General features: G+C 72.3%; 19 protein-coding genes, 4 tRNA genes and 1 other RNA gene. 8 read left to right on the top strand and 16 right to left on the bottom strand.

Translation table 11 applies throughout. The features are described from left to right. Window positions 1–66: 66 nt before the first annotated feature. Both purM and purF read right to left on the bottom strand, forming a co-directional pair. Window positions 67–1,134, bottom strand: a complete 1,068-nt coding sequence (gene purM, locus ACIRSU_RS22345; RefSeq protein ID WP_403794776.1) for a phosphoribosylformylglycinamidine cyclo-ligase — start codon at window positions 1,132–1,134, stop codon at window positions 67–69. A 76-nt stretch (window positions 1,135–1,210) separates the two neighbouring features. Further along, on the bottom strand, window positions 1,211–2,737 hold the full coding sequence (purF, locus tag ACIRSU_RS22340) for an amidophosphoribosyltransferase (protein ID WP_403794774.1): 1,527 nt from the start codon (window positions 2,735–2,737) through the stop codon (window positions 1,211–1,213). A gap of 296 nt (window positions 2,738–3,033) precedes the next feature. On the opposite strand from purF, the gene ACIRSU_RS22335 reads away from it, so the two are divergent. Together ACIRSU_RS22335 and ACIRSU_RS22330 are read left to right on the top strand one after the other, a co-directional pair. Then, on the top strand, window positions 3,034–3,132 hold the full coding sequence (locus ACIRSU_RS22335) for a putative leader peptide (RefSeq protein WP_403794771.1): 99 nt from the start codon (window positions 3,034–3,036) through the stop codon (window positions 3,130–3,132). A gap of 54 nt (window positions 3,133–3,186) precedes the next feature. Beyond that, window positions 3,187–4,590, top strand: a complete 1,404-nt coding sequence (locus ACIRSU_RS22330) for a sulfatase (RefSeq protein WP_403794769.1) — start codon at window positions 3,187–3,189, stop codon at window positions 4,588–4,590. Between the two features lie 42 nt (window positions 4,591–4,632). On the opposite strand, the gene ACIRSU_RS22325 is transcribed toward ACIRSU_RS22330, so the two are convergent. Then, window positions 4,633–5,421: an META domain-containing protein gene (locus ACIRSU_RS22325; RefSeq protein ID WP_403794767.1), complete on the bottom strand. Its 789-nt coding sequence runs from the start codon at window positions 5,419–5,421 to the stop codon at window positions 4,633–4,635. A gap of 37 nt (window positions 5,422–5,458) precedes the next feature. Further along, on the bottom strand, window positions 5,459–6,256 hold the full coding sequence (locus tag ACIRSU_RS22320; RefSeq protein ID WP_403794764.1) for a sterol carrier family protein: 798 nt from the start codon (window positions 6,254–6,256) through the stop codon (window positions 5,459–5,461). 81 nt (window positions 6,257–6,337) lie between these two features. On the opposite strand from ACIRSU_RS22320, the gene ACIRSU_RS22315 reads away from it, so the two are divergent. Then, on the top strand, window positions 6,338–6,748 hold the full coding sequence (locus ACIRSU_RS22315) for a nuclear transport factor 2 family protein (protein WP_403794761.1): 411 nt from the start codon (window positions 6,338–6,340) through the stop codon (window positions 6,746–6,748). A 66-nt stretch (window positions 6,749–6,814) separates the two neighbouring features. Here the strand turns inward: ACIRSU_RS22315 and purL are convergent, their stop codons facing one another. From purL to purS, 3 genes are read right to left on the bottom strand one after another with little or no spacing between them, the layout of a single operon-like run. Next, window positions 6,815–9,064, bottom strand: a complete 2,250-nt coding sequence (purL, locus tag ACIRSU_RS22310) for a phosphoribosylformylglycinamidine synthase subunit PurL (protein ID WP_403794758.1) — start codon at window positions 9,062–9,064, stop codon at window positions 6,815–6,817. Then, on the bottom strand, window positions 9,064–9,744 hold the full coding sequence (gene purQ, locus ACIRSU_RS22305) for a phosphoribosylformylglycinamidine synthase subunit PurQ (RefSeq protein WP_403794755.1): 681 nt from the start codon (window positions 9,742–9,744) through the stop codon (window positions 9,064–9,066). Before purQ ends, purL begins: the two co-directional genes overlap by 1 nt. Further along, window positions 9,741–9,986, bottom strand: a complete 246-nt coding sequence (purS, locus tag ACIRSU_RS22300) for a phosphoribosylformylglycinamidine synthase subunit PurS (RefSeq protein WP_137994413.1) — start codon at window positions 9,984–9,986, stop codon at window positions 9,741–9,743. The genes purQ and purS overlap by 4 nt, the downstream gene beginning before the upstream one ends. 341 nt (window positions 9,987–10,327) lie before the next feature. Here purS and ACIRSU_RS22295 point away from each other — a divergent pair, with 341 nt between their 5' ends. The 4 genes from ACIRSU_RS22295 to ACIRSU_RS22280 all read left to right on the top strand — a co-directional run bounded on the left by ACIRSU_RS22295 (window position 10,328) and on the right by ACIRSU_RS22280 (window position 11,257). Beyond that, window positions 10,328–10,669 (top strand): Lsr2 family protein, encoded by a 342-nt coding sequence (locus tag ACIRSU_RS22295; RefSeq protein ID WP_403794752.1) that lies wholly within the window; start codon window positions 10,328–10,330, stop codon window positions 10,667–10,669. A gap of 111 nt (window positions 10,670–10,780) precedes the next feature. Next, window positions 10,781–10,852, top strand: a tRNA-Gly gene (locus ACIRSU_RS22290). Window positions 10,853–10,935: 83 nt separating this feature from the next. Then, a tRNA-Gly gene (locus ACIRSU_RS22285) sits at window positions 10,936–11,008 on the top strand. Between the two features lie 173 nt (window positions 11,009–11,181). Beyond that, window positions 11,182–11,257 (top strand) — tRNA-Gly (locus ACIRSU_RS22280). A 90-nt stretch (window positions 11,258–11,347) separates the two neighbouring features. Here ACIRSU_RS22280 and ACIRSU_RS22275 read toward each other — a convergent pair. The 6 genes from ACIRSU_RS22275 to ffs form a co-directional block, all read right to left on the bottom strand. Further along, a complete protein-coding gene (locus ACIRSU_RS22275) occupies window positions 11,348–12,259 on the bottom strand; it encodes a phosphoribosylaminoimidazolesuccinocarboxamide synthase (protein ID WP_403794749.1) in 912 nt (303 codons plus the stop codon). An 88-nt stretch (window positions 12,260–12,347) separates the two neighbouring features. Next, window positions 12,348–13,808 (bottom strand): N,N-dimethylformamidase beta subunit family domain-containing protein, encoded by a 1,461-nt coding sequence (locus ACIRSU_RS22270; RefSeq protein WP_403794747.1) that lies wholly within the window; start codon window positions 13,806–13,808, stop codon window positions 12,348–12,350. Between the two features lie 215 nt (window positions 13,809–14,023). Further along, window positions 14,024–15,685, bottom strand: a complete 1,662-nt coding sequence (locus ACIRSU_RS22265) for a hypothetical protein (protein WP_403794744.1) — start codon at window positions 15,683–15,685, stop codon at window positions 14,024–14,026. A 315-nt stretch (window positions 15,686–16,000) separates the two neighbouring features. Further along, the gene (gene purD, locus ACIRSU_RS22260) at window positions 16,001–17,251 is read right to left on the bottom strand and encodes a phosphoribosylamine--glycine ligase (protein WP_403794742.1); all 1,251 of its coding nucleotides are present in this window, start codon (window positions 17,249–17,251) and stop codon (window positions 16,001–16,003) included. Between the two features lie 61 nt (window positions 17,252–17,312). After that, window positions 17,313–19,439, bottom strand: coding sequence for a DNA polymerase III subunit gamma and tau (locus tag ACIRSU_RS22255; protein ID WP_403794739.1), 2,127 nt, complete (start codon window positions 19,437–19,439; stop codon window positions 17,313–17,315). 83 nt (window positions 19,440–19,522) lie between these two features. Further along, window positions 19,523–19,621: signal recognition particle sRNA small type (gene ffs, locus ACIRSU_RS22250), an RNA gene on the bottom strand. A 108-nt stretch (window positions 19,622–19,729) separates the two neighbouring features. On the opposite strand from ffs, the gene ACIRSU_RS22245 reads away from it, so the two are divergent. Further along, window positions 19,730–19,817 (top strand) — tRNA-Ser (locus ACIRSU_RS22245). 71 nt (window positions 19,818–19,888) lie between these two features. Here the strand turns inward: ACIRSU_RS22245 and ACIRSU_RS22240 are convergent. From ACIRSU_RS22240 to ACIRSU_RS22230, 3 genes are all read right to left on the bottom strand, one after another. Further along, a complete protein-coding gene (locus tag ACIRSU_RS22240; protein ID WP_403794736.1) occupies window positions 19,889–21,658 on the bottom strand; it encodes a hypothetical protein in 1,770 nt (589 codons plus the stop codon). A gap of 216 nt (window positions 21,659–21,874) precedes the next feature. Then, entirely contained in the window at window positions 21,875–22,195 is a 321-nt protein-coding gene (locus ACIRSU_RS22235) for a hypothetical protein (protein WP_403794733.1), read from the bottom strand. A gap of 266 nt (window positions 22,196–22,461) precedes the next feature. After that, window positions 22,462–23,742: an MFS transporter gene (locus tag ACIRSU_RS22230; RefSeq protein ID WP_403794730.1), complete on the bottom strand. Its 1,281-nt coding sequence runs from the start codon at window positions 23,740–23,742 to the stop codon at window positions 22,462–22,464. Between the last annotated feature and the right edge of the window lie 49 nt (window positions 23,743–23,791).

The raw sequence follows: 23,791 nt of genomic DNA, 5'->3' as shown, positions 1-23,791 counted from the left end.
GGACACGACCGCACAGGCAACGACTGAGGGGCACCCCGGCGGGGTGCCCCTCAGTCGTACGTCCTGCTACTTCGCGTAGTCGCCGACCAGCTCCGCGCCGGTCGTCTTCTCGCCGCGCTCGGTGATCTCACCGGCGACCCAGGCGTCGACACCGCGGTCGGCCAGGGTCGTCAGGGCCGCGTCCACCGACTCGGCGGGGACCACGGCCATCATGCCGACGCCCATGTTCAGGGTCTTCTCCAGCTCCAGGCGCTCGACCTGACCCGCCTTGCCCACCAGGTCGAAGACGGCGCCCGGGGTCCACGTGCCGCGGTCCACGACGGCGTGCAGGCCGTCCGGGATCACCCGGGCCAGGTTGGCGGCCAGGCCGCCACCGGTGATGTGGCTGAAGGCGTGCACCTCGGTGGTCCGGGTGAGCGCCAGGCAGTCGAGCGAGTAGATCCTGGTGGGCTCCAGGAGCTCCTCGCCGAGGGTCCGGCCGAACTCCTCGACCTGCTGGTCGAGGCTCATGCCGGCGCGGTCGAAGACCACGTGGCGGACGAGCGAGTACCCGTTGGAGTGAAGACCGGAGGACGCCATGGCGATGACGGCGTCACCCGTACGGATGCGATCCGAGCCGAGCAGCCGGTCGTACTCCACGACGCCCGTGCCCGCGCCGGCGACGTCGAAGTCGTCCGGGCCGAGCAGGCCCGGGTGCTCCGCGGTCTCGCCGCCGACCAGGGCGCAGCCGGCCAGGACACAGCCCTCGGCGATGCCCTTGACGATGGCGGCGACCCGCTCGGGGTGGACCTTGCCGACGCAGATGTAGTCGGTCATGAAGAGCGGCTCGGCGCCGCAGACGACGATGTCGTCCATGACCATGGCGACCAGGTCGCGGCCGATCGTGTCGTACACGCCCAGCTGGCGGGCGATGTCGACCTTCGTGCCGACGCCGTCGGTGGCCGAGGCGAGCAGCGGACGCTCGTAGCGCTTGAGGGCGGAGGCGTCGAAGTAGCCGGCGAAGCCGCCGAGGCCGCCGAGGACCTCGGGGCGCTGGGTCTTCTTCACCCACTCCTTCATGAGCTCGACGGCGCGGTCGCCCGCTTCGATGTCGACGCCCGCGGAGGCGTAGCTGGCACCGGTGGTCTGAGACATGGCTTCAGAGCTTTCGTGTCGTCGTGCTGCTCGTACCGCCCGCCCGCCACGGGCGTGGCGGCGGGCGGCGGGGTTCTTACGGGCGGCGCAGGGCGTCGGCCGCGGCGGTGGCGGCGGGGCCCGCCGCCAGCTCGGTCTCCAGGAGCTGCTTGCCGAGCAGCTCGGGGTCCGGAAGCTCCATCGGGTACTCGCCGTCGAAGCAGGCGCGGCACAGGTTGGGCTTCTGGATGGTGGTCGCCTCGATCATCCCGTCGAGCGAGATGTACGAGAGCGAGTCCGCGCCGAGCGACTTGCCGATCTCCTCGACCGACATGCCGTTGGCGATCAGCTCCGCGCGGGTGGCGAAGTCGATGCCGAAGAAGCAGGGCCACTTCACCGGCGGCGAGGAGATCCGGATGTGGACCTCGGCGGCGCCGGCCTCGCGGAGCATCCGGACCAGCGCGCGCTGGGTGTTGCCGCGGACGATCGAGTCGTCGACGACCACCAGGCGCTTGCCCTGGATGACTTCCTTGAGCGGGTTCAGCTTCAGCCGGATGCCCAGCTGGCGGATGGTCTGCGAGGGCTGGATGAAGGTCCGGCCGACGTACGCGTTCTTGACCAGGCCGGCGCCGAACGGGATGCCGGACGCCTCCGCGTAGCCGATGGCGGCGGGGGTGCCGGACTCCGGCGTGGCGATGACCAGGTCGGCCTCGACCGGGGCCTCCGCGGCGAGCCGGCGGCCCATCTCCACTCGGGAGAGGTACACGTTCCGGCCGGCGATCTCGGTGTCCGGGCGGGCCAGGTACACGTACTCGAAGACACAGCCCTTGGGCTTCGCTTCCGCGAATCGCGAGGTGCGCATGCCGTTCTCGTCGATGGCGATGAGCTCGCCCGGCTCGACCTCGCGGACGAAGGTCGCACCGCAGATGTCGAGGGCGGCGGTCTCGGACGCGACGACCCAGCCGCGCTCCAGACGGCCGAGCACCAGCGGGCGGATGCCCTGCGGGTCACGGGCCGCGTAGAGCGTGTGCTCGTTCATGAAGACGAGGGAGAAGGCGCCCCGGACGTCGGGGAGGACCTTCGCGGCCGCCTGCTCGATGGTGAGCGGCGTGCCGTCCTCGGCCACCTGGCCCGCGAGCAGCGCGGTGACCAGGTCGGTGTCGTTGGTGGCGGCGACCTGAGTGGCCCGGCCCTCCTTCTTGGGGAGGTCGGCGACCATCTCGGCCAGCTGCGCCGTGTTCACCAGGTTGCCGTTGTGACCGAGCGCGAGCGAGCCGTGGGCGGTCGCCCGGAACGTCGGCTGCGCGTTCTCCCACACGGAGGCACCAGTGGTCGAGTAGCGGGCGTGACCGACCGCGATATGACCCTGGAGGGAACCGAGAGAAGTCTCGTCGAAGACCTGGGAGACAAGTCCCATGTCCTTGAAGACGAGGATCTGGGAGCCGTTGCTTACCGCGATTCCCGCGGATTCCTGGCCCCGATGCTGAAGGGCGTAGAGCCCGAAGTACGTGAGCTTTGCGACCTCTTCACCCGGAGCCCAGACACCGAAGACGCCACAAGCGTCCTGGGGGCCTTTCTCTCCAGGGAGCAAGTCGTGATTGAGTCGACCGTCTCCGCGTGGCACGCCACCGAGTGTAGGCGAGATCGACCACTGGTCCGAATTGGCGAACGGGCCCGAAACGCCCTCTGAACTGCCGTTGATCTCGTCGTGGGTTCCTACGAACTGATCCTTCGATCCTTGTTGGAGCCCACAAAGCAAGGCGCACAAGGGCTACCGGCCAGTCGCCATGATCGGAACCGGCCAGAGCGGACGCTCGTACGGGACGGGCCGAACGGTCGGGATGTGACGGAGTCCACGGTGAGTCCACGGTGCGGGACGGTCGTTGACACCCCTGGCGCCCTCCGCCAGGCTTCCCGATCATGCAGCCCGTCAGCGACCCCGACCTCTCGGTCACCCTCATCGCGCGCCGGCACGTGGACCTGGCCCGTGTCGCGAGCGCGATCTGTCGCCGCGCCTGAGTTCCCTCCCGCTCTCTTTGCTCAGGCAGTCCTGCATTCCTCCAGGAGACCCGTATGTCCAGGTCCATATCCCGTCGTGCCCTCGGCGGGGCCGCCGTCGGCACCGCCGCCGCCGCCACGCTCGGCACCCCCACCGCCGCCCAGGCCGCGGCCGCCGCCTCGCCCGAGGAGCGCCCGTTCCGCGCCGCGCCCGGCCGCCACTCCGCCCGGCCGAACATCCTCTTCATCCTCGGCGACGACCTCGGCTGGGCCGACCTCTCCTCCTACGGCTCCCCGCACATCCGCACCCCGCACCTCGACCGGCTCGCCCGCCAGGGCGTCCGCTTCACCGACGCCTACGCCGGCTCCGCGACCTGCTCCCCGACCCGCTTCAGCCTCTACACCGGCCGATTCCCCGGCCGTACGAAGGGCGGGCTCGCCGAGCCCATCGCCGACAAGTCCGTCGGCCTGGAGCCCACCCACCCGACGCTCGCCTCCCTGCTCCGCGACGCCGGCTACACCACCGCGCTCATCGGCAAGTGGCACTGCGGCTACCTGCCCGACTACTCCCCCACCCGGTCCGGCTGGGACGAGTTCTTCGGGAACTTCGGCGGCGCCCTGGAGTACTACTCCAAGCTCGGCCTCGGCGGCGAGTACGACCTGTACGAGGGCGACGCCGAGTACAAGGACCTGCGCTACTACACCCGCATCCTCACCGAGCGGGCGAGCGAGTACGTGAGCCGCGACCACGACCGGCCCTTCCTCCTCAACCTCAACTTCACCACCCCGCACTGGCCGTGGATCGCCGACGGCGACGAGGCGGAGAGCGCCGAGATCGTCCGCCGGATCAAGGCCGGCGACCGCTCCGCGCTCTGGCACCAGGACGGCGGCTCGATCGAGAAGTACAAGGAGATGGTCGAGGACCTCGACCGCTCCGTCGGCCAGGTCCTCGCCGCGCTCAAGCGGGCCGGCCGCGAGCGCGACACCCTCGTCTTCTTCGGCAGCGACAACGGCGGCGAGCGCTTCTCTTACAACTGGCCCCTCTCCGGCAACAAGGCCTCCCTCCTGGAGGGCGGCATCCGCGTGCCGTCCATCCTGCGCTGGCCCGCCCGGCTCGACGGCGGCCAGGTCAGCGACCTCCCCGTCTACTCGCCCGACTGGACCGCCACCCTCCTCGACATCGGCGGCGCCCGCCCCCACCCGGCCTACCCGCTCGACGGCACCAGCCTCGCCCCGTACCTGCTGCGCGGCGCGGAGGTCGGCGAACGCGACCTCTTCTGGCGAGTGCGCGGGGAGCGCGCGCTGCGCCGCGGCGACTGGAAGTACTACCGCGGCAAGAGCGGGCGCGACCAGCTCTTCCACCTCGCCGCCGACGCCCGCGAGCAGGCCGACCGGGCCCCCGACGAGCAGGCGCGGCTCGCCGAGCTGAAGGCCGCCTGGGAGCGGACGAACGCCGGGCTCCTCCCGTACCCGAGCTAGCCGGGGGGCGGGGGCCGGGGGTCCTGGCCGGCCGTCCGGGGTCTAGCCGGCCTTCGCCGTGAAGCCCTGGCCGTCGGCGTCGGTGACGGTCAGGGTGCGGTGCTCGATCCGGTAGGTGAGCGGGTTGTCGAGGGCGTCGTACAGCTTGGTCTCCAGGTCCATCTGCGCCGGCGTGCAGATCATCCGGGTCGTCTCGAAAGCGCCCAGGGTGATCGTGGAGCCGCCGGCCTTCGCGGGCGCGGAGACCCGGTTGCAGCCGAGGCTGCCGGTGAGCCGGCCGTCCTTGCCGAAGACCAGCCGCGCCTTGCCCTCGGAGCCGGCCGGCAGGGAGGTGGAGGTGTCCCCGCTGATCAGGGCGTCCACCGTCCAGGCCGTGCCGAGGAGCGGGGTGGCGGGCTCGGCGGTCAGCTCGACGCGGTACCGCCCGTCGGCCGAGGTGAGGCTGAGCGCGCCGCCCTTCAGCTTCGCGGTGATCTCGCCCTTGAGGGACCGGAGCAGGGCGTCCTCGAAGCGCATCCGGTCGTCGGGGCAGCCCATCGCGGTGACGGTCGGATCGGAGACCGTGAGGGCGTCCCCGCGCACGGCGACGGCGGCGTCGAAGCCGTTGCAGCCGCTCGTGCCCTGGACGCGGCCGTCCTTCGTGAAGTCCATGAGGGCCCCGGACGGAGCCGCCGACCGGACGCCGTCCACCGTGACCGCGCCGATCGTCCAGTGGGTGCCCGCGACGGGCACGTCGGGCGTGCCCGCCCCCGGCCCCGAACCGCCGCACGCCGCGAGGGCCGGGAGGAGGAGCGTCAGGGCTGTTCCTGCGAGTGCGCGCGGCTTCTTCATGGTGGTGGGACGGGCGGACGTACGAGCCGGTTCCGGCTCAGCCCATCAGCGGCAGCAGCCCCGACAGGTCCGCCCGCTCCCCGCTCGCGCTCACCCGGGCCGCGTCCAGCTCCGCCGCCCAGCCGGCCCGGCCGGTCGCGAGGCGGATCCAGGTCAGCGGGTCGGTCTCGACGACGTTGGGCGGGGTGCCGCGGGTGTGCCGGGGGCCCTCGACGCACTGCACCACCGCGAAGGGCGGGACGCGCACCTCCACCGCGCCGCCGGGCGCCCGCACGGCGAGCGCGTCGGCCAGCAGCCGGGTGCAGGCGGCGAGCGCCTGCCGGTCGTACGGGATGGTGACGCCGGTCGCGGCGCTCAGGTCGTCGGTGTGGACGACGAGTTCGACGGTGCGCGTCACCAGGAAGTCGGCGAGCGTCATCGCGCCGAGGCTCACCGGGAGCAGCCGGGCGTCGGCGGCGTCGGCGAGCGCCGTGTCGTACGCCTCCCGCGTCCGCTCGTACAGCGCGCCCAGTTCGGCCGTGTCGAGGCCACGGGTGTGCTCGTCGATCCGCTCGGCGGCCGCGGCCGTCGCGAAGGGCCAGTCGAGCAGCGCCAGTTCCTGCTTCGCGGGCGCGGGCCGGGCGAGCAGCGCGGGCACCGAGTCGACCATCCACGCGATGTGCCCCGCCAGGTCGCGCACCGTCCAGTCACCGAGCCGGGTCGGCCCGTCAAGGGCGGTCGGCGGAAGCGCGAGCACCGCGTCCCGTACGTGCCCGAACTGGGCGGACACGGCGGCACGGGTCTTGGCGGGGTCGTAGCTGCGGGTGCGGGCGGCGCGCTTCTTGGCGGGTGGCATGGCCCGAGGCTAGCCCCGAGACTGGGTGGGAAGGGAGCCAATCGCAGGGAGCCAATCGCAGCGGAAGCAGGCGACGGGACCATGACCCATCACGAGCACCCCCATGCCGCCCTGGTGCGGCGGGGCTACGAAGCGTTCAGCAAGGGTGACATGGAGGCGCTGGCGGCCACCATGACGAGCGACTGCACCCACCACGCACCCGGCACGACCCGGTTCGGCGGCCACTTCAAGGGCCGGGACAACGTGCTGGCCATGTTCGGCGAGATGTTCGAGTACACCGGCGGCACCATGCGGGTCGAGCTGCAGGGCGTCTACCCCGACGGGCGCGGCCATGTGATCTCGACCCACAAGTGGTTCGCCGAGCACGGCGACCGTGGCATCGAGATGCGCGGCGCCATGTTCTTCACGATCATCGGGGACAAGGTCTCCGACGTCGACCAGTGCGTCGAGGACATCACCGAACTCGACACCTTCTACTCGCTGGACGGCTGACGGACACGGCGGAGCCCCCGCCCTTGCCGGGACGGGGGCTCCACTCCGTACGGATACGGGGACCGATCAGGCCAGCAGGCCCGGGATCGGTGCCTCGTGCGCGGCGCGCAGCTCCTCCAGGGAGACGCTGAACTCGCCCTGCACGTCCACGGCGTCACCGTCGACGACACCGATCCGGGTCGCCGGCAGACCCCGCGCACCGCACATGTCGGTGAAGCGGAGCTCCTCGCTGCGCGGGACGGACACGACCGCACGGCCGGCCGACTCGCTGAAGAGGAAGGTGAAGGCGTCCAGGCCCTCGGGCACGACCAGGCGCGCGCCGTTGCCGCCGCGCAGGCAGGACTCGACGACCGCCTGGACCAGACCGCCGTCGGACAGGTCGTGGGCCGCGTCGATCATGCCGTCGCGGGAGGCCGAGATCAGGATCTCGCCGAGCAGCTTCTCCCGGTCGAGGTCCACGGCCGGCGGCATGCCGCCGAGGTGCTGGTGGATCACCTCGGACCAGGCCGAGCCGCCGAACTCCTCCTTGGTGTCGCCGAGCAGGTAGAGGAGCTGGCCCTCTTCCGCGAAGGCGATCGGGGTGCGGCGGTTGACGTCGTCGATCACACCGAGGACGGCCACGACGGGCGTCGGGTGGATGGCCACGTCACCGGTCTGGTTGTACAGCGACACGTTGCCGCCGGTGACCGGGGTGCCGAGGGCGAGGCAGCCGTCCGCGAGACCACGGGTGGCCTCGGCGAACTGCCACATCACGGCCGGGTCCTCGGGCGAACCGAAGTTCAGGCAGTCCGAGATCGCCAGCGGCTTGGCGCCCGAGGCGGCGACGTTGCGGTACGCCTCCGCCAGCGCGAGCTGGGCACCGGTGTACGGGTCGAGCTTGGCGTACCGGCCGTTGCCGTCGGTCGCCATGGCCACGCCGAGGTTGGTCTCCTCGTCGATGCGGACCATGCCGGCGTCCTCGGGCTGGGCGAGCACGGTGTTGCCCTGCACGAAGCGGTCGTACTGGTCGGTGATCCAGGACTTGGAGGCCTGGTTCGGCGAGCCGACCAGCTTGAGGACCTGGTCCTTCAGCTCGGCGCCGTCCTGCGGACGGGCCAGCTTGCCGGCGTCGTCGGCCTGCAGGGCGTCCTGCCACTCGGGGCGCGCGTACGGCCGGTGGTAGACCGGGCCCTCGTGCGCCACCGTGCGCGGCGGGACGTCGACGATCTGCTCGCCGTGCCAGAAGATCTCCAGGCGCTCGCCGTCCGTCACCTCACCGATGACGACCGCGATGACGTCCCACTTCTCGCAGATCTCCAGGAAGCGGTCGACGTGCTGCGGCTCGACGATCGCGCACATGCGCTCCTGCGACTCGCTCATGAGGATCTCCTCGGGCGAGAGCGTCGCGTCGCGCAGGTGCACCTTCTCCAGGTCGACCCGCATGCCGCCGGTGCCGGCGGAGGCCAGCTCGGAGGTGGCGCAGGACAGACCGGCGCCGCCGAGGTCCTGGATGCCCGCGACCAGCTTCTCCTTGAAGATCTCCAGGGTGCACTCGATGAGGAGCTTCTCCTGGAACGGGTCGCCGACCTGGACCGCGGGGCGCTTGGTGGGCTTGGTGTCGTCGAAGGTCTCGGACGCGAGGACCGAGACGCCGCCGATGCCGTCGCCACCGGTGCGGGCGCCGTAGAGGATGACCTTGTTGCCGGGGCCGGAGGCCTTGGCGAGGTGGATGTCCTCGTGCTTCATCACGCCGATGCAGCCGGCGTTGACGAGCGGGTTGCCCTGGTAGCAGGAGTCGAAGACGACCTCGCCGCCGATGTTCGGCAGGCCGAGGCAGTTGCCGTAGCCGCCGATGCCGGCGACGACTCCGGGCAGCACGCGCTTGGTGTCGGGGTGGTCGGCGGCGCCGAAGCGCAGCGGGTCGACCACGGCGACCGGGCGGGCACCCATGGCGAGGATGTCGCGGACGATGCCGCCGACGCCGGTGGCCGCGCCCTGGTAGGGCTCGATGTAGCTGGGGTGGTTGTGCGACTCGACCTTGAAGGTGACCGCGTAGCCCTGGCCGACGTCGACGACGCCCGCGTTCTCGCCGATGCCGACGAGCATGGCGTCGTTCTCGGGGGTCTTCTCGCCGAACTGCTTCAGGTGGACCTTGCTGCTCTTGTAGGAGCAGTGCTCGGACCACATGACGGAGTACATGGCGAGCTCGGCGCCGGTGGGGCGGCGGCCCAGGATCTCGCGGATGCGCTCGTACTCGTCCTGCTTGAGGCCGAGTTCCTTCCAGGGCTGCTCGACGTCGGGCGTCTCGGTCGCGTGCTTGACCGTGTCCAGAGTCATCAGGCGTTGACCAGCTTCTTGAGGATCGAGGTGAAGAATCCGAGCCCGTCGGTCTTGCCGGTGCCGATCAGCGGCTCCACGGCGTGCTCGGGGTGCGGCATGAGGCCGACGACGTTGCCCGCGGCGTTGGTGATGCCCGCGATGTCGCGCAGCGAGCCGTTGGGGTTCACGTCCAGGTAGCGGAAGGCCACCCGCCCCTCGGCCTCCAGCTCGTCGAGCGTGCGCTCGTCGGCGACGTACCGGCCGTCCATGTTCTTGAGCGGGACCTCGATCTCCTGGCCCACGGTGTAGTCCGAGGTCCAGGCGGTCTCCGCGTTCTCCACCCGCAGCTTCTGGTCGCGGCAGATGAAGTGGAGGTGGTTGTTGCGCAGCATGGCGCCCGGCAGCAGGTGGGCTTCGGTGAGGATCTGGAAGCCGTTGCAGATGCCGAGGACGGGCATGCCCGCCTTCGCCTGCTCGATGATCGTCTCCATCACCGGCGAGAAGCGGGAGATGGCTCCGGCCCGCAGGTAGTCGCCGTAGGAGAAGCCGCCGGCGAGGACCACGGCGTCGACCTGCTTGAGGTCCTTGTCGCGGTGCCACAGCGAGACGGGCTCGGCGCCCGCGAGGCGGGCGGCGCGCAGCGCGTCCTGATCGTCCAGCGTTCCGGGGAACGTGACGACGCCGATGCGTGCGGTCACGACTCCACCTTCACGGTGAAGTCCTCGATCACGGTGTTGGCAAGGAAGGTTTCGGCCATCTCATGGATGCGGGCGAGGGCGGCCTCGTCGACCGGTCCCTCCACCTCCAGCTCGAAGCGCTTTCCCTGGCGGACGTCGGCGATCCCGTCGAAACCGAGGCGGGGCAGTGCACGCTGCACCGCCTGTCCCTGCGGGTCGAGGATCTCCGGCTTGAGCATGACGTCGACTACGACGCGTGCCACTGGCACTCCCGGTGGTGTGTTGCGTGGGCGGTTCCATCAGCGTACCTGCCTCCAAATTCTACGCGGGTAGAGGTCTGAAGGATCCTACAAAGCGCCCTCAAACGCCCGGCCGGTGAATTCATGCGGAATATCACCTGCCGGGCGTGACACGCGGAAACAATTGGCTGGGCTTCACAATGCGATGCCCGCGGCTGTACAAAGGGAATGCAGAGACACTCGGGGGAACAACGGTATTGCCCCGGGAGAGCCGTCGCATCGGCGTCACCGCACGCCTTCACCGCACGTCAGAGCGGTGAACTCGCAGACGGGACACGGCGATCCGCAGGAAAGGACCGATATCCGTGGCACAGCGTGTGGTGGTCACTCTCTTCGACGACATCGACGGCGGAGAGGCGGCGGAAACGGTCGCGTTCGGCCTCGACGGGAAGATGTACGAGATCGACCTGAATCCCGCCAATGCAGAGAAACTGCGCAAGGCTCTCGCCCCCTACCTGACCGCGGGCCGCAAGATCAACGCGAAGCCGGGCCGGGGCGCGAAGCCCGCCAGGGCCGACTACACGCACACCGCGCTCGCCCCCGACCCCGCCGCGGTCCGCGCCTGGGCGCAGTCGAACAAGCTGGACGTGCCGGCCCGCGGCCGCATCCCCAAGCGCATCTACGAGGCCTTCCAGGCCGCGAGCTGACCGGGGCGCCGGCTCCGCCGGACCCGGATTTGCGTTCCGCCCCCGAAGATCCCTAGAGTGTGGATCACGCCGAGGGGCGAGGCCGGAAAGCCAAGTCCCCCAGCAGAGCGTGCGGGTGTAGTTCAGTAGTAGAACAGCCCTCTTCCAGAGGGAAGCCGCAGTGTGCAATCCCTGTCACCCGCTCTCTGCATCACGGTTACCAACCACTCCGGTGGATCAGGTACAGTGGTGCACGCACCGCCCGGTGAGAGCCGGTCGGGAGCAATGCGGACGTGGCTCAGTTGGTAGAGCATCACCTTGCCAAGGTGAGGGTCGCGAGTTCGAATCTCGTCGTCCGCTCAGGGAGCAAAGGCCCCAGTCGAAAGACTGGGGCCTTTGTCGTGTGGTCGCACGTCGCGCAAGGGTGCAGTTCGCGCAGCCACGTGTCGGCAGTCACATTCACGGGCGGCCCGGAAAACCGCGTCCGGGGCACCTCGGAAACTGTGTATAGTTAGCAGCGCGCTACGGCGCACGCGGACGTGGCTCAGTTGGTAGAGCATCACCTTGCCAAGGTGAGGGTCGCGAGTTCGAATCTCGTCGTCCGCTCCATGAAGAAGCCCCCGGTCGAATCGACCGGGGGCTTTCTCGTTCCCTGCCACGGCTCCCTGTACGGCCCCCTGTCGGGAGCCGTCCGGGACATCAGGACCAGGTGTTCCCGGTCAGCAGCTCGTACGCCTCGACGTACTTGGCGCGGGTCTTCTCCACGACCTCCTGCGGCAGCGCCGGCGGCGGCTGCTCGCTCTTGCGGTCCCAGCCGGAGGCCGGCGAGGTCAGCCAGTTCCGCACGATCTGCTTGTCGTACGACGGCTGGGCGCGGCCCGGCTGCCACTCGGCGGCCGGCCAGAAGCGCGAGGAGTCCGGCGTGAGGACCTCGTCGGCGATGACCAGGCGCTCGCCCTCCGGGGTGCTCTCGAAGCCGAACTCGAACTTCGTGTCGGCCAGGATGATCCCGCGCTCACGGGCGATGTCACGGGCCCGGGAGTAGACGGCGAGGGTCGCCTGGCGCAGCATCGCGGCCGTCTCGGCGCCGACCTGGCGGGCGACCTCCTCGTACGACACGTTCTCGTCGTGGTCGCCGACGGCGGCCTTGGTCGCCGGGGTGAAGATGGGCGCGGGCAGCTCGGAGCCGTCGGTCAGGCCCTCGGGCAGGGCGAGGCCGCAGACCGTGCGGGACTCGTTGTACTCGAGCAGGCCGGAGCCGGTGAGGTAGCCACGGGCCACGCACTCGACCGGGACCATGTTGAGCGACTTGCAGACCAGCGTGCGGCCGGCCCAGTCGGCGGGGGCACCGGCGGGCAGCTCGGTCGACAGGACGTGGTTGGGGACCAGGTCGGAGAGCTTGTCGAACCACCACAGGGAGAGCTGGGTGAGCACCCGGCCCTTGTCGGGGATCTCGGTCGGCAGCACCCAGTCGTACGCGGACATGCGGTCACTCGCCACCATGACGAGGTCGCCCGCCTCGTCGCGGTACAGGTCGCGGACCTTGCCCGTGTGGAGATGGGTCAGGCCCGGTACCTGGACGGGTTCGGGCTTTTCTACGAATCCGGACACGGTTCCTCCGCGTAGGTTGATCCAGGAGCGTGTCCGATTCTCTCGCACATGCGGACGGACCCGGCCGCCGGGCCGTGTGAGCCCGCGCTCACTCCCTCTTACAGATGCGGTCCAGCAGGTTCGCGGTGGCGCGCTGGACGCGGACGTCCACATGGCCCGGCCGGTCCAGCGCCGGCGACCAGGCGAAGGTGCCCGAGGCGAAGACCCAGGCCCCCGACGGGGCGCGGTAGAGGCTGGTCTCCTGGTGGCGCAGGGCGCCCTCGCCGTCCCGGTAGGGCGAGTGGGCCAGCAGGATACGGCCCTGGTGCTCCGGGAGAGCGGTGCGCGGGAAGTAGCGGTCGGCCTCGCCGGCGACCAGGCCGGGGATCTCGTCGCCCTCGCCCGCCCCGGTGGCCTCCCACAGCCAGTGCTCCGCGTTCCGTACGACCATCGGGTGCGGTTCGGGCACCCGGCCCGCGTACTGGATGCCGAGCAGCTGCTGCTCCGGCCGGTCGACCTCCCGCCAGAGCGCCGGGCGGCCCGGGCCGCGGCGCTTGCGGCAGGTGAGCAGCCGGTCCGGCGCACCGGACGGCGACGGCCCGAGCTCCACCTGCCAGTACATGGTGTTGGCGGACAGGAACACGAGCGAGGTGCCCTGGTCGCGGGCGAGCTCGACGGTCCGGCGCATGGGCACCGACCAGTACTCGTCGTGGCCCGGGAAGACCAGGCCCCGGTAGCGGCTCGGGTCGACGCGGCCCGCGTGCAGGTCGCGGGTCTCCGCGTACGCGAGGTCGTAGCCGTACCGCTCGGCCCAGCGGATGAAGTCGTAGGCGTGGCCCACGTGCAGCGGCAGGCCCGCGCCCGCGTACGGGCGGTCGAAGGAGACGGTGACCGCCGCCTCCTCCTCGCCGAGCAGCCGGCCCTCCTCGTCCCAGGCGTGGTAGAGGCTTGCGCCGGTGTGGCCGTCCTCCGGATAGAGGTTGTACGCCTGCCAGGTCACGTCCGGCAGGACGAGGAGCAGGTCGGCCGGGTGGCTGTCGCGGACCGTGAAGGGGATGTGGGAGCGGTAGCCGCCGACGGTCGTGAGCACGGCGACGTACGCGCCGATCGACCAGTACGACGGGACCTGCAGCCGCCAGGACTGCCACCAGTGGTGGCAGGAGACGGTCCGGTCGGCGGTCAGCGGGGCCGGCTGGACGATGCCGGAGAGCCGGGGACTGGTGGTGATCTTGGCGGCGCCGTCGCCGCCGTAGTGCCCGATCCGGTAGATGTCGACCGAGAACTGCTGGGGCGGGTCCACGGTGATGTGGAAGTCGATCGCCTCGCCCGGCGCCACGGCCGCGCCGGACACGAAGCCCTTGATCTGGCCGTGCACGTCGTCAGCCGTACGCGGGCCGCCGGCGCCGCCGCGCGCCAGGGTCTCGTCCGCGTACCAGGGGACCACCTTGCCGGTGTCGTCGAAGTAGTTGTCCGAACCGCGCAGCCAGGGCAGCGGGCCCTGGCCGAACGGGTCCGAGACCGCGTGGGCGAGCGCGCCCGACTCCCATCGCCTGATCTGCTCCGCCCCCATGGTGCGCCCCTCCCTCGACTCCCCCCGGCGGTGACTCTTCCGTCTGCCCGTCTGGTCGGTTGGTCGGATGGTCGGCTGGTCAGTGCCGCTGGATACTGCCTCTGTCAGTGCCGGTCTCCAGCACATCACATAACGCACGCACTCCGTCACCCTTCGTCGTGAATTGACGAAGGTGGAAGACGGCCCTCCGGCTGGAGATGCCGTCGTCCCGGCTCTCAGATCAGGCGGACGGGCTTCTCGGGGCGGACTCCGGTCCGGGCCAGCCAGGCCCGCAGCGGCTCCGGGTCCCCGTCCTCGACCAGCGCGAGGACCGGCGCGGTCAGGTCCGTGCACCGCGCGCCGCCCACGAACAGCGCGGGCCCGTCCAGCCAGTCGAGCCCCGGCGCCGCCTCCGTCGTGTCCACGGCGGCGCAGCACACCATCGCCGCCACGTGGTCGGCCAGCAGGTCCCGGCCGCTCCGGGGCGCCTGCAGCGGGAAGAGCGGCGCCGTCCCGTCCGGCCCCTCGGCTGCCGGCGCGGCCGGCCGCCGCGCCTCCTCGCGGGCGCTCTGCGCGGTGAGCGCGGCGGCGAGGGAGTCGGCGGCGGCGGTCTGCGGCGCGGCCAGGTGCGCGATGATCCGCGAGATGGTGGGGCCGTCGGCGGCGGGGTCGTGGTCGGCCGCGCGCTTGGGCCGGGGCTCCGGCTCCGCGTCCGCGGCGGCCGCGCCGAGGCGGTCCAGGACGTGGTGGAGGCGGGCCGCGTCGGCGCGCCACTTCCGGTCGACGACCTCCTCCGCGTACGCGCTCCACTCCACCCGCGCCCAGTCCGGGCCGGGCTCCGCCGGGGCCCCGTGGAAGAGGCGGGCGGCGAGCAGCGAGGTGGCCTCGTCGACCGCGCCGGGCTCCTCCAGGAGGTCGCAGGCGGGGCGCTCGCCGAGCCGGGACGTGAAGCCCTCGGCGAGCCGGTCGCGGCGGGACAGCTCGGTGAGCGCGGAGACCACACCGGCGTCCAGGTGGGCGGGCCAGCGGCCCATCCGCCAGGCGGGCAGCGCGACCCGGGTGAGCAGGCGGTCCCAGCCCGCGTAGGCGAGGCCGACCTGCTCCTGGGCGACGATCCGCACCCCGTAGTCGACGGCCTGGGCGCGCTCCGAGCCGGCCGCGGCGACACCGCGCTCCATCTCGGCGGCGTGGCCCCGGCAGCTCTGCAGCAGCACCCGGGCTATCCGGCCGACGCCCTGCGCGCCGAACCTGCGGACCGGGTCGATGCCGGGGCTCCGGGGCACGGCCACCGCCGCGTCCAGGCCGCGGACGAAGCGCCGGGCGGCCGCTATGTCGGGGTGCGCGGCCGGGCCCGTGCCGGCCACGACGGGGGCGAGGACGGCGCGCAGCTCGCCGACGCGCATCCACCACAGGAAGGGCGAGCCGATGACGAGGACGGGCGCGTCGCCGGTGCGGTGCAGGCCGTGGGCCCGGTGCGAGCGGTCCTCCAGCCAGCTGTCGCAGTCCGGCGTCAGGGCTATCGCGGAGGGCGCGGGCACGCCGAGCCGGTCGGCGAGGTCGCGCACGAGGCGGTAGAGGTCGGGGGCCGAGCTCTCGGCCAGCTCCACCGTCGGCGTCAGGGCCGGCCTGGCGCGCGCCACGACGAGCGCGACGGCCGCGGCCACGAGCAGGACGACCACGGCGAGGGCGGTCACCACCCCGCGCGCGGCGTCCCAGCCGCTGCCGGTGAAGTGGCCGGTCACCCCGCCCGCGTACAGGACGACGGCCACGGCGGCGGGGAACACCGCGAGGCCGAGAGCCCTGCCGCGGACCCGCAGCACGGCGAGGGCCCGGACCCGCGCGGCGCGCGCGCCCAGCTCGTCGCCGGGCACTGAACCGGTGCTGGTCACGCCGTACATCACCCCCTCCTGCCCTCGTCGGGACGGCCCATGTGGCCCGTGGCGGTGTTGCTCACTCCACCCACTGTGGCACCCGCCACCGACAACGCAATGTCGGTGGGCCAAGTGCCGGAGAAACGGCCGGGCAACGCCGGATCGCCTTCGCCGCACCCTAGTTGGGGCTTCGGCGGGCGTCATCCGTATGGCCGAGCCGTCACTCGATGGAATGGCTTTGGGCAAAGGTGATGACGAAGGCGCGGCGGTGCGGTTGACTGCGCCGCCGCGCCCTTGGGCACTGCGAGGGGGCCGGGAAGCAGGCCGGGAAGGGGCCGGGCGTCAGCCCCGGGCGGCCTTCTCGGCGATGTCCGTACGGTGCTGGGAACCGTCAAGGCGGATACGCCCGACCGCCGCGTAGGCGCGCTCGCGGGCCTCGGTCAGGTCCGAACCGGTGGCGGTGACCGAGAGCACCCGGCCGCCCGCGCTCACGATGCTGTCGCCGTCCCGCTTCGTACCGGCGTGCAGGACGTACGCGTGCGGCGCGTCCTTCTCCGCGACCTCGGCCAGGCCCTCGATCGGGTCGCCGGTGCGCGGGGTGCCCGGGTAGTTGTGGGAGGCCACCACCACGGTGACGGCGGCGTCGTCGCTCCAGCGGAGCGGCTCCTGGTCGGCGAGGGTGCCGTTGGCGGCGTTCAGCAGCACGCCGGCCAGCGGGGTCTTGAGGCGCGCCAGGACGACCTGGGTCTCCGGGTCGCCGAAGCGGGCGTTGAACTCGATGACCCGCACACCGCGGCTGGTGATCGCCAGACCCGCGTAGAGAAGGCCGGAGAACGGGGTGCCGCGGCGCCGCAGCTCGTCCACGGTGGGCTGCAGCACGGTCGCGAGGACCTCGTCGACCAGGCCGGCGTCGGCCCACGGCAGCGGCGAGTAGGCGCCCATGCCGCCGGTGTTCGGGCCCTCGTCGCCGTCGAGCGCGCGCTTGAAGTCCTGCGCGGGCCGGAGCGGGAGGACGGTGATGCCGTCGGTGATCGCGAAGAGGGAGACCTCGGGGCCGTCCAGGAACTCCTCGATGACCACGCGCTCACACGAGAGCGCGTGCTCGCGGGCGGTGGCGAGGTCGTCGGTCACGACGACGCCCTTGCCGGCCGCGAGACCGTCGTCCTTGACCACGTACGGGGCACCGAAGGCGTCCAGCGCCTCGTCGATCTCCTCCGGGGTGGTGCAGACGTAGCTGCGGGCGGTCGGCACGTTGGCGCCGGCCATGACGTCCTTGGCGAACGCCTTGGAGCCCTCCAGCTGCGCCGCCGCCTGCGACGGGCCGAAGACCGGGATGCCGGCGGCGCGCACGGCGTCGGCGACACCGGCGACCAGCGGGGCCTCCGGGCCGACGACGACCAGGTCGGCGCCGAGCTCGGTGGCGAGCGCGGCGACGGCGGCGCCGTCGAGCTGGTCGACCGGGTGGAGCTCGGCGACCTCGGCGATTCCGGCGTTGCCGGGCGCGCAGTGCAGAGCGGTGACGTCGGGATCGAGGGAGAGGGAGCGGCACAGGGCGTGTTCGCGGGCGCCGCCGCCGATGACGAGGACCTTCACGCCAGCCAGGGTAGCCCGCGGGGCTCGGTGACCCTTGTGCGGGCCACCGAGCGAGACGCGGCTACTCGTTCGTGTATTCCTCCAGGACCGTCGCCCCGAGCTCGCGCACGATCAGCTCGTGACCGGACAGCGCCGAGTCCACGAGGTCCGGATCGTCCTCCTCCGGCACGTCGTCCTCGGGCGCGACCGGGGGCGGGGCCTGCACGGGCGCCGGCGCGGGGGCCGGAGCCGGGGCGGGCGCGGGCGCCGGGGCCTGCGGGGCCGGGGCGTACTGCGCGGGCGGGGCCTGTACGGGCGCGGGCGCCGGGGCGGGCGTACGCGCCGGGGCGGGGGCGGACGGGCGGCCGCCGCCGAAGCCGCCACCACCGCCACCGCCACCGAAGCCCCCGGCGGCCGGGGGCGGGTTGGCGCCGCCCGAGGGGTCGACGATCGCCTCGAACTTCCAGTGCACGTTGAACTGCTCGGCCAGGGCCGCCTTCAGGACGTCCTCGCTGCCGCTGCTCGCGAAGTTGTCCCGGGCGCCCGCGTTGAGGAAGCCGAGCTGGAGGGTGGTGCCGTCGAAGCCCGCGACCTGCGCGTTCTGCGAGAGCAGGATCCAGGTGAAGCGGCGGCGGTTCTTGACCGCCTCCAGGATCTGCGGCCACATGTTCCGCACCTGGGCGGCACCGGCGGCCATGTCGCCGGAGGCGGCGGCGGGCTGCTGGGGCGCGGGCGCCGGGGCCTGGGCCTGCGGGACGGGCGCGGGCGCCGCGGGGGCCGCGGCTCCCGGCCAGGCGCCGGGCGCACCGCTGCCGGGCCGGGCGGCGCCGGGCCAGGCACCGGGCTGGGGCGCGGCGGCCTGGGGCGGCGGGGCGGACGCGGGAGCCGGGGCCTGGGCCTGGGCCGGTGCCGGGGCGGGCGCGGGCGCCGGCGGGACAGGAGCCGGCTGCATGGGAGCGGGCGGCGGGACGTGGGCCTCCGCCGGCGGCACGTACCCCATCTGCGGAGCCGGCGAGGTGGTCGTGAAGACGGCGGCGGGCGGCGCGGCCGCGGCCCCGCGCTCGAGCCGGTCGAGGCGCGCCTGCAGCGAACGCTCGTCGTCGAAGGCGGCGGGCAGCAGCACGCGCGCGCAGATCAGCTCCAGCTGGAGGCGCGGCGAGGTGGCGCCGCGCATCTCGGTGAGCCCGGCGTTCACGAGGTCGGCGGCGCGGCTGAGCTCGGCCGCGCCGAACACCGACGCCTGCGCCTGCATGCGCTCGATGACGTCGGCCGGCGCGTCGATGAGCCCCTTCTCGGCGGCGTCCGGCACCGCGGCGAGGATCACCAGGTCGCGCAGCCGCTCAAGCAGGTCCGCGACGAAGCGGCGCGGGTCGTTGCCGCCCTCGATCACCCGGTCCACGACCTCGAAGGCCGCGGCGCCGTCGGCGGCCGCGAACGCGTCCACGACCGAGTCGAGCAGCGAGCCGTCCGTGTAGCCGAGCAGGGACGTCGCCATGGCATACGTCACACCGTCGTCGGCGGCGCCGGCCAGCAGCTGGTCCATCACCGACATCGAGTCACGCACGGAGCCGGCGCCCGCGCGCACGACCAGCGGAAGGACCCCGTCCTCGACCGGGATGCCCTCGCGGCCGCAGACCTCGCCCAGGTACTCCCGCAGCGTGCCCGGCGGCACGAGCCGGAAGGGGTAGTGGTGGGTGCGCGAGCGGATGGTCCCGATGACCTTCTCGGGCTCCGTCGTCGCGAAGATGAACTTGAGGTGCTCCGGCGGCTCCTCGACCACCTTCAGCAGGGCGTTGAAGCCCGCCGAGGTGACCATGTGCGCCTCGTCGATGATGTAGATCTTGTAGCGGCTCGACGCGGGCCCGAAGAACGCCTTCTCGCGCAGGTCACGGGCGTCGTCCACACCACCGTGGGAGGCGGCGTCGATCTCGATGACGTCGATCGACCCCGGCCCGTTCCGGGCCAGGTCGCGGCAGGACTGGCACTCGCCGCACGGCGTCGGGGTGGGACCCTTCTCACAGTTCAGACACCGCGCGAGGATCCTCGCGCTGGTCGTCTTGCCGCAGCCGCGCGGCCCGCTGAACAGGTACGCGTGATTGACCCGGTTGTTCCGCAGCGCCTGCTGCAGCGGGTCGGTGACATGCTCCTGCCCGATGACCTCGGCGAAGGACTCGGGGCGGTAGCGGCGGTACAGCGCGAGAGACGACACGTATACGAGGTTATAGGCGCCCACCGACAACCCGGGAACGACGGACAGACGCGGCCGGAGCGGCCCGCGTGCGCGCCCCCGGGAACGCAAGCGCCCCCCACGCACCCGCCAGAGCCGACCTACCCTTGCTGCCTTCCGGCCCTGGGGGAGTTCAGTCAGATAGCGCCACGTGAGGGGCTCCGCCCAGAGTACCCGATCCGGCCCCCCTCTCGTGCCGCCCTCTCACTCCCCTCCCACCCCCTGTTGATCACGTGCGCGAGCACCCTTCCCAGTCATGTAATGTTCTCCACGGAGGATTCGCCTAGAGGCCTAGGGCGCACGCTTGGAAAGCGTGTTGGGGGCAACCCCTCACGAGTTCGAATCTCGTATCCTCCGCCAGCCCAGAGGGCCGGACCGCGAAAGCGGCCCGGCCCTCTGGCTTTTCCGTTTCCTGGCGTCCGCCGACGGCGTCAGGCGACCGGCGTGGTGATGGTCGCCGCGTTGTTGCCCGGCCTCGGGTCGGCGGTGTCGCTGGTGGCGGAGACCTCGTTCGTGACGGTGCCGCCGGCACTCGCGCGTACCTTCACGGAGATCGTGACGGTCGCCGCCGCGCCCCGGCCCAGGGTGCCGAAGTGGCAGGTCACCGTGTCCGTCGTACCGGTCGGCGGGGTGTCGCAGTAGCCGACCGAGGGGCTGGCGCTCGCGTAGCGGGCGTTGGCGGGGAGGTGGTCGGTGAGGACGACGTCGTCCGCGGAGGTCGGGCCGTAGTTGTGGACCCGTACCGAATAGGTGAGAGTGCCGCCGTTGGCGACCGGCTCCGGGCTCGCGGTGATCGAGGTGGCGAGGTCGGCGAGCGGGCGGGTGATCGCGATGCTGTGGCGGTCTCCGGCGCCGATCGAGGTGACGCCTTCGAGCAGGCGGCCGCAGGGCGCGGTCTGGCCGAGCGCGCAGACCCGGATCGGCGTGAGGCGGTCGGTCGTGGTGCCGTCGCCGAGCTGACCGAAATCGTTGCGTCCCCAGGCCCGTACGGAGCCGTCGGAGCGCAGCGCGAGGGTGTGCGAGTCCGAGACGGCGGCGGCCACGGCGGTGACTCCGGTGAGGTGTGTGGCGCAGCCGCCCGGCGCGCAGACCCGTACGGGAGCGTTCCGGGTCGTCGTGGTTCCGTCGCCGAGCTGGCCGGAGGTGTTCGTACCCCACGAGACGACGGTGCCGTCGGTCCGCAGGGCCACACTGTGCACGCCTCCGGCCGCCACGGACTTCACACCCGTCAGGAACGCGGAGCACGGCGCGGTCTGCCCGACGTCGCACACCTGCACCGGGGTGGTGCTCTGGCCGAACTGGCCGATGCCCAGCGCGCTGCCGAAGCCCCAGGTGTAGACGGTGCCGTCGGTGCGGGAAACGATGGTGTGGGATGCGCCGGCCGCCACGGAGGCCACCTGGTACAGATTGAGCTGCACCGGGGAGAAGCGGTCGGTGGTGGAGCCGTCGCCGAGCTGACCGTCGCTGTTGTCGCCCCAGGTCACCACCGAGCCGTCGGAGCGCGCCGCGATGCTGTGCTGGTAGCCGGCGGCGATGGTGGTGACGTCGGACAGGCCTCGGGTGCACGGCGTGACCTCGTTCACGTCGCAGACCAGGGCGGGCGTGAGCTGCTGCGTCACGGCGGCCGACGCGATGCCGACCTGGCCGTTGTCGTTGTTGCCCCAGGCGACGACGGTTCCGTCGGCGAGCAGCGCAAGACTGTGGAACACGCCGGCCGCGACGGAGACGGCGCCCGTGAGAAACCTCGTGCACGGCGCGGTCTCGCCGACCGCGCAGACGCGCACCGGGGTGCTCCGGTCGGTGGTGGTGCCGTCGCCGAGTTGGGCGGCGGCGTTGCGGCCCCAGCCGATGACGGAACCGTCCTCCAGGAGCGCGATGCTGTGCCCGCCCCCGGCCGCGACCTTCACGACCTTGTCCAGCGGCACGGTGCAGGGCGCGTTTCCGCAGACCCGCCCGGGCACGCTGCTCGCGAGGACGCTGTTGCCGTCGCCGAGCTGACCGAAATCGTTGGCGCCCCAGGTCAGTGCGGTGCCCGGCGCGCCCGTACGGATGTCCCGCGCGGCGTCCGGTCCGCCGTCCCTGCCGTCGGCGTACGCGGGGGTCAGCGCGGACAGCACGAGGGCGGCGACCACGCCCATGACAGCGGCGAGCGGTCTGGCGAGCGGTCTGGCCAGTGGTCTTCGGAGGGTGGGGACGTGCATACGCGTTCCTCTCACCGGGCCGGAACGGCTCCGGCCGACGCGCTCACCATGCGGGCGCGCCTGGGCACGTACGCGTCAGCGACACCTCGCCTCCGCGCGCCTTCACCCGATGCGGTGCGTGCACCGCAGCCGGGTGGAGGGGTGCGCCCGGTGGTGCGCGGGGTGGGGCGGGTGGGCGGCGTGGACAGATAGGTGCGCAGCGCGTGTGGAGGCGGGTCAGTCGTCGAAGTTGTCGCTGGCCAGCCGGAGCGCCAGGTCCTGCAGGATGTGCTCGGTGTCCGGCTCCGCGCCCGAGGCGTCGTGCGCGTCCGCCAGGGCGTCGAAGGCCGTGATGAAGCCGTTGACGAGCGCGCTCAGCGGGTCGGAGAGCTGGGCCAGGACCGAGAACCCGATCTCCTCGGCGCTGGCCTCGGCCGGCACCGCGAACTGCCCCGGGATCACCTCGCCCAGCAGGTCCGAGACCAGGCTCTCGTCGACTCCGCCGCGCAGGGCCGTCAGTGCGGCGATCGCCTTGATCTTGATCTCGTTCTCGGTCACGCGTCGAGCCTAGGAGCCCGTACGGGCCCGGGGGCGTAATTCGCGCGACACGCGAGCCGGGATCCGGGATCCAGTGCCCTGGATCCAAGATCCAAGATCCGGGATCCGGGATCCGGGATCCGGGATCCGGGAGGTTGGATCCGGGAGGTTGGATGCGGGATCCAGGACGTTGGATCCAGGATCCGGGAGGCGGGATCCAGGAGGTTGGATCCAGGAGGTTGGATCCGGGATCCCGGATCCGGCGCCCAGGATGCGCCCAGATGCCCTCAGCGCTCGTCAGCCGATTCGAGGTCGAGCGCGGTCCGGGGCGCATATGCGCCTGCGCTCTCCCGCGCCGGGCCGGCCTCGCGGTCCGCGGCGCGCTTTCCGGACAGCCGGCCCGCGAGGGTCAGCGTTCCCGCCGCCGCGCCGAGGCCGGCGAGCAGGGCCGACCACCAGAGGGCGGCGGGGCCGAGGGTCGTGTAGACGGTGACGCCGAGGGTGAGCGCGGCGAAGCGGGCCACGCCCCAGGTCCAGCTGAAGGCGCCCTGGTAGCGGCCGCGGGCGTGGGCCGGGGCGAGGTTGGAGACGATCGTGGCGGCGATGCCGGAGACGACGACCTCGCCGAGGGACCAGACGACGACCGAGACCGTGAAGCCGACGATGCCGTCGGCCAGGCCGGTCAGGGCGACCCCGACCGCGACGAGGGTGCTGCCCGCGGCCTGGACCGGGAGTTGGGGAAGCCGGGCCAGGCGGGCGGTGGTGAAGGGCTGGAGGGCGACGACGAGGACGGCGTTGACGGCCGCCATCGCGCCGTACGCCGCGGGCGGCAGGCCGCTGTCGTGGACGGCGAGCGGCAGGGCGACCTCGGTGAGGGAGTAGACGAAGAGCTGGACGCCGAAGAGCGGCAGCAGGACGAGGGCGAGGCGGTCGCGGAACACGACGCCGTAGCCGATGCCGGCGCCGGCCCCCGCGCCCGCCGCGTCGTCCACAGGCCGTGGAGGACGCGCCGGCTCGCTCACGCGGGTCACGACCACGAGCGCGTACAGCAGCATCGTTCCCGCGTCGACCGTGAACAGCAGCCAGTAGCCCTGCGCGGCGAGCAGTCCGCCGAGGACGCCGGCGACCGCCGTACCGAGGTTCACGCCCCAGCCGAAGAGGGCGTACGCGCGCTGCCGGCGTTCGGCGTCGACGGCGTCGGCCATCAGGGCGTACGCGGCCGGGGAGACGACCATTCCGGTGGCGCTGACCAGAAGCGCGGCGGCGGCCATCGGCCAGAGGCCGGGGGCCACGAACAGCGCGCCCTGCGCCGTCGCCGAGCCGACGAGGCCGATGAGCATGGTGGGGCGGCGGCCGAGGCGGTCGGCGAGGACGCCGCCGACGGCGGGGCCGAGGAGGTTGCCGGCGCCGAGCGCACCGAGGACGAGGGTGGTGTCGGTGCCGGTCACCCCGCGGGAGGCGAGGAAGAAGACGAGGAAGGGCGTGACGAGGAAGCCGAGGCGGTTGACGACCGTGCCGGCGAAGATCGTCCACACGACGGCGGGGAGGTCTCTGAAGGAGCTGGGCATGCCGGGAGCGTGCTCCCCTGCCCACACCGCCCTCCAATGATTAAGCTCA

It is taken from the genome of Streptomyces sp. NPDC101160 (genome assembly GCF_044768205.1).
Taxonomy (GTDB): Bacteria; Actinomycetota; Actinomycetes; order Streptomycetales; family Streptomycetaceae; genus Streptomyces.
This window is presented reverse-complemented; position numbering and strand designations above follow the sequence as displayed.

Excerpts from the sequence above, each read along its gene's own strand:
- purM (WP_403794776.1), bottom strand. The coding sequence starts at position 1,134 with ATGTCTCAGACCACCGGTGCCAGCTACGCCTCCGCGGGCGTCGACATC.
- ACIRSU_RS22335 (WP_403794771.1), top strand. The coding sequence starts at position 3,034 with ATGCAGCCCGTCAGCGACCCCGACCTCTCGGTCACCCTCATCGCGCGC.
- ACIRSU_RS22325 (WP_403794767.1), bottom strand. The coding sequence starts at position 5,421 with ATGAAGAAGCCGCGCGCACTCGCAGGAACAGCCCTGACGCTCCTCCTC.
- ACIRSU_RS22270 (WP_403794747.1), bottom strand. The coding sequence starts at position 13,808 with ATGGGGGCGGAGCAGATCAGGCGATGGGAGTCGGGCGCGCTCGCCCAC.
- ACIRSU_RS22240 (WP_403794736.1), bottom strand. The coding sequence starts at position 21,658 with ATGCACGTCCCCACCCTCCGAAGACCACTGGCCAGACCGCTCGCCAGA.
- ACIRSU_RS22330 (WP_403794769.1), top strand. The coding sequence starts at position 3,187 with ATGTCCAGGTCCATATCCCGTCGTGCCCTCGGCGGGGCCGCCGTCGGC.
- ACIRSU_RS22320 (WP_403794764.1), bottom strand. The coding sequence starts at position 6,256 with ATGCCACCCGCCAAGAAGCGCGCCGCCCGCACCCGCAGCTACGACCCC.
- purL (WP_403794758.1), bottom strand. The coding sequence starts at position 9,064 with ATGACTCTGGACACGGTCAAGCACGCGACCGAGACGCCCGACGTCGAG.
- ACIRSU_RS22315 (WP_403794761.1), top strand. The coding sequence starts at position 6,338 with ATGACCCATCACGAGCACCCCCATGCCGCCCTGGTGCGGCGGGGCTAC.
- ACIRSU_RS22230 (WP_403794730.1), bottom strand. The coding sequence starts at position 23,742 with ATGCCCAGCTCCTTCAGAGACCTCCCCGCCGTCGTGTGGACGATCTTC.
- ACIRSU_RS22265 (WP_403794744.1), bottom strand. The coding sequence starts at position 15,685 with ATGTACGGCGTGACCAGCACCGGTTCAGTGCCCGGCGACGAGCTGGGC.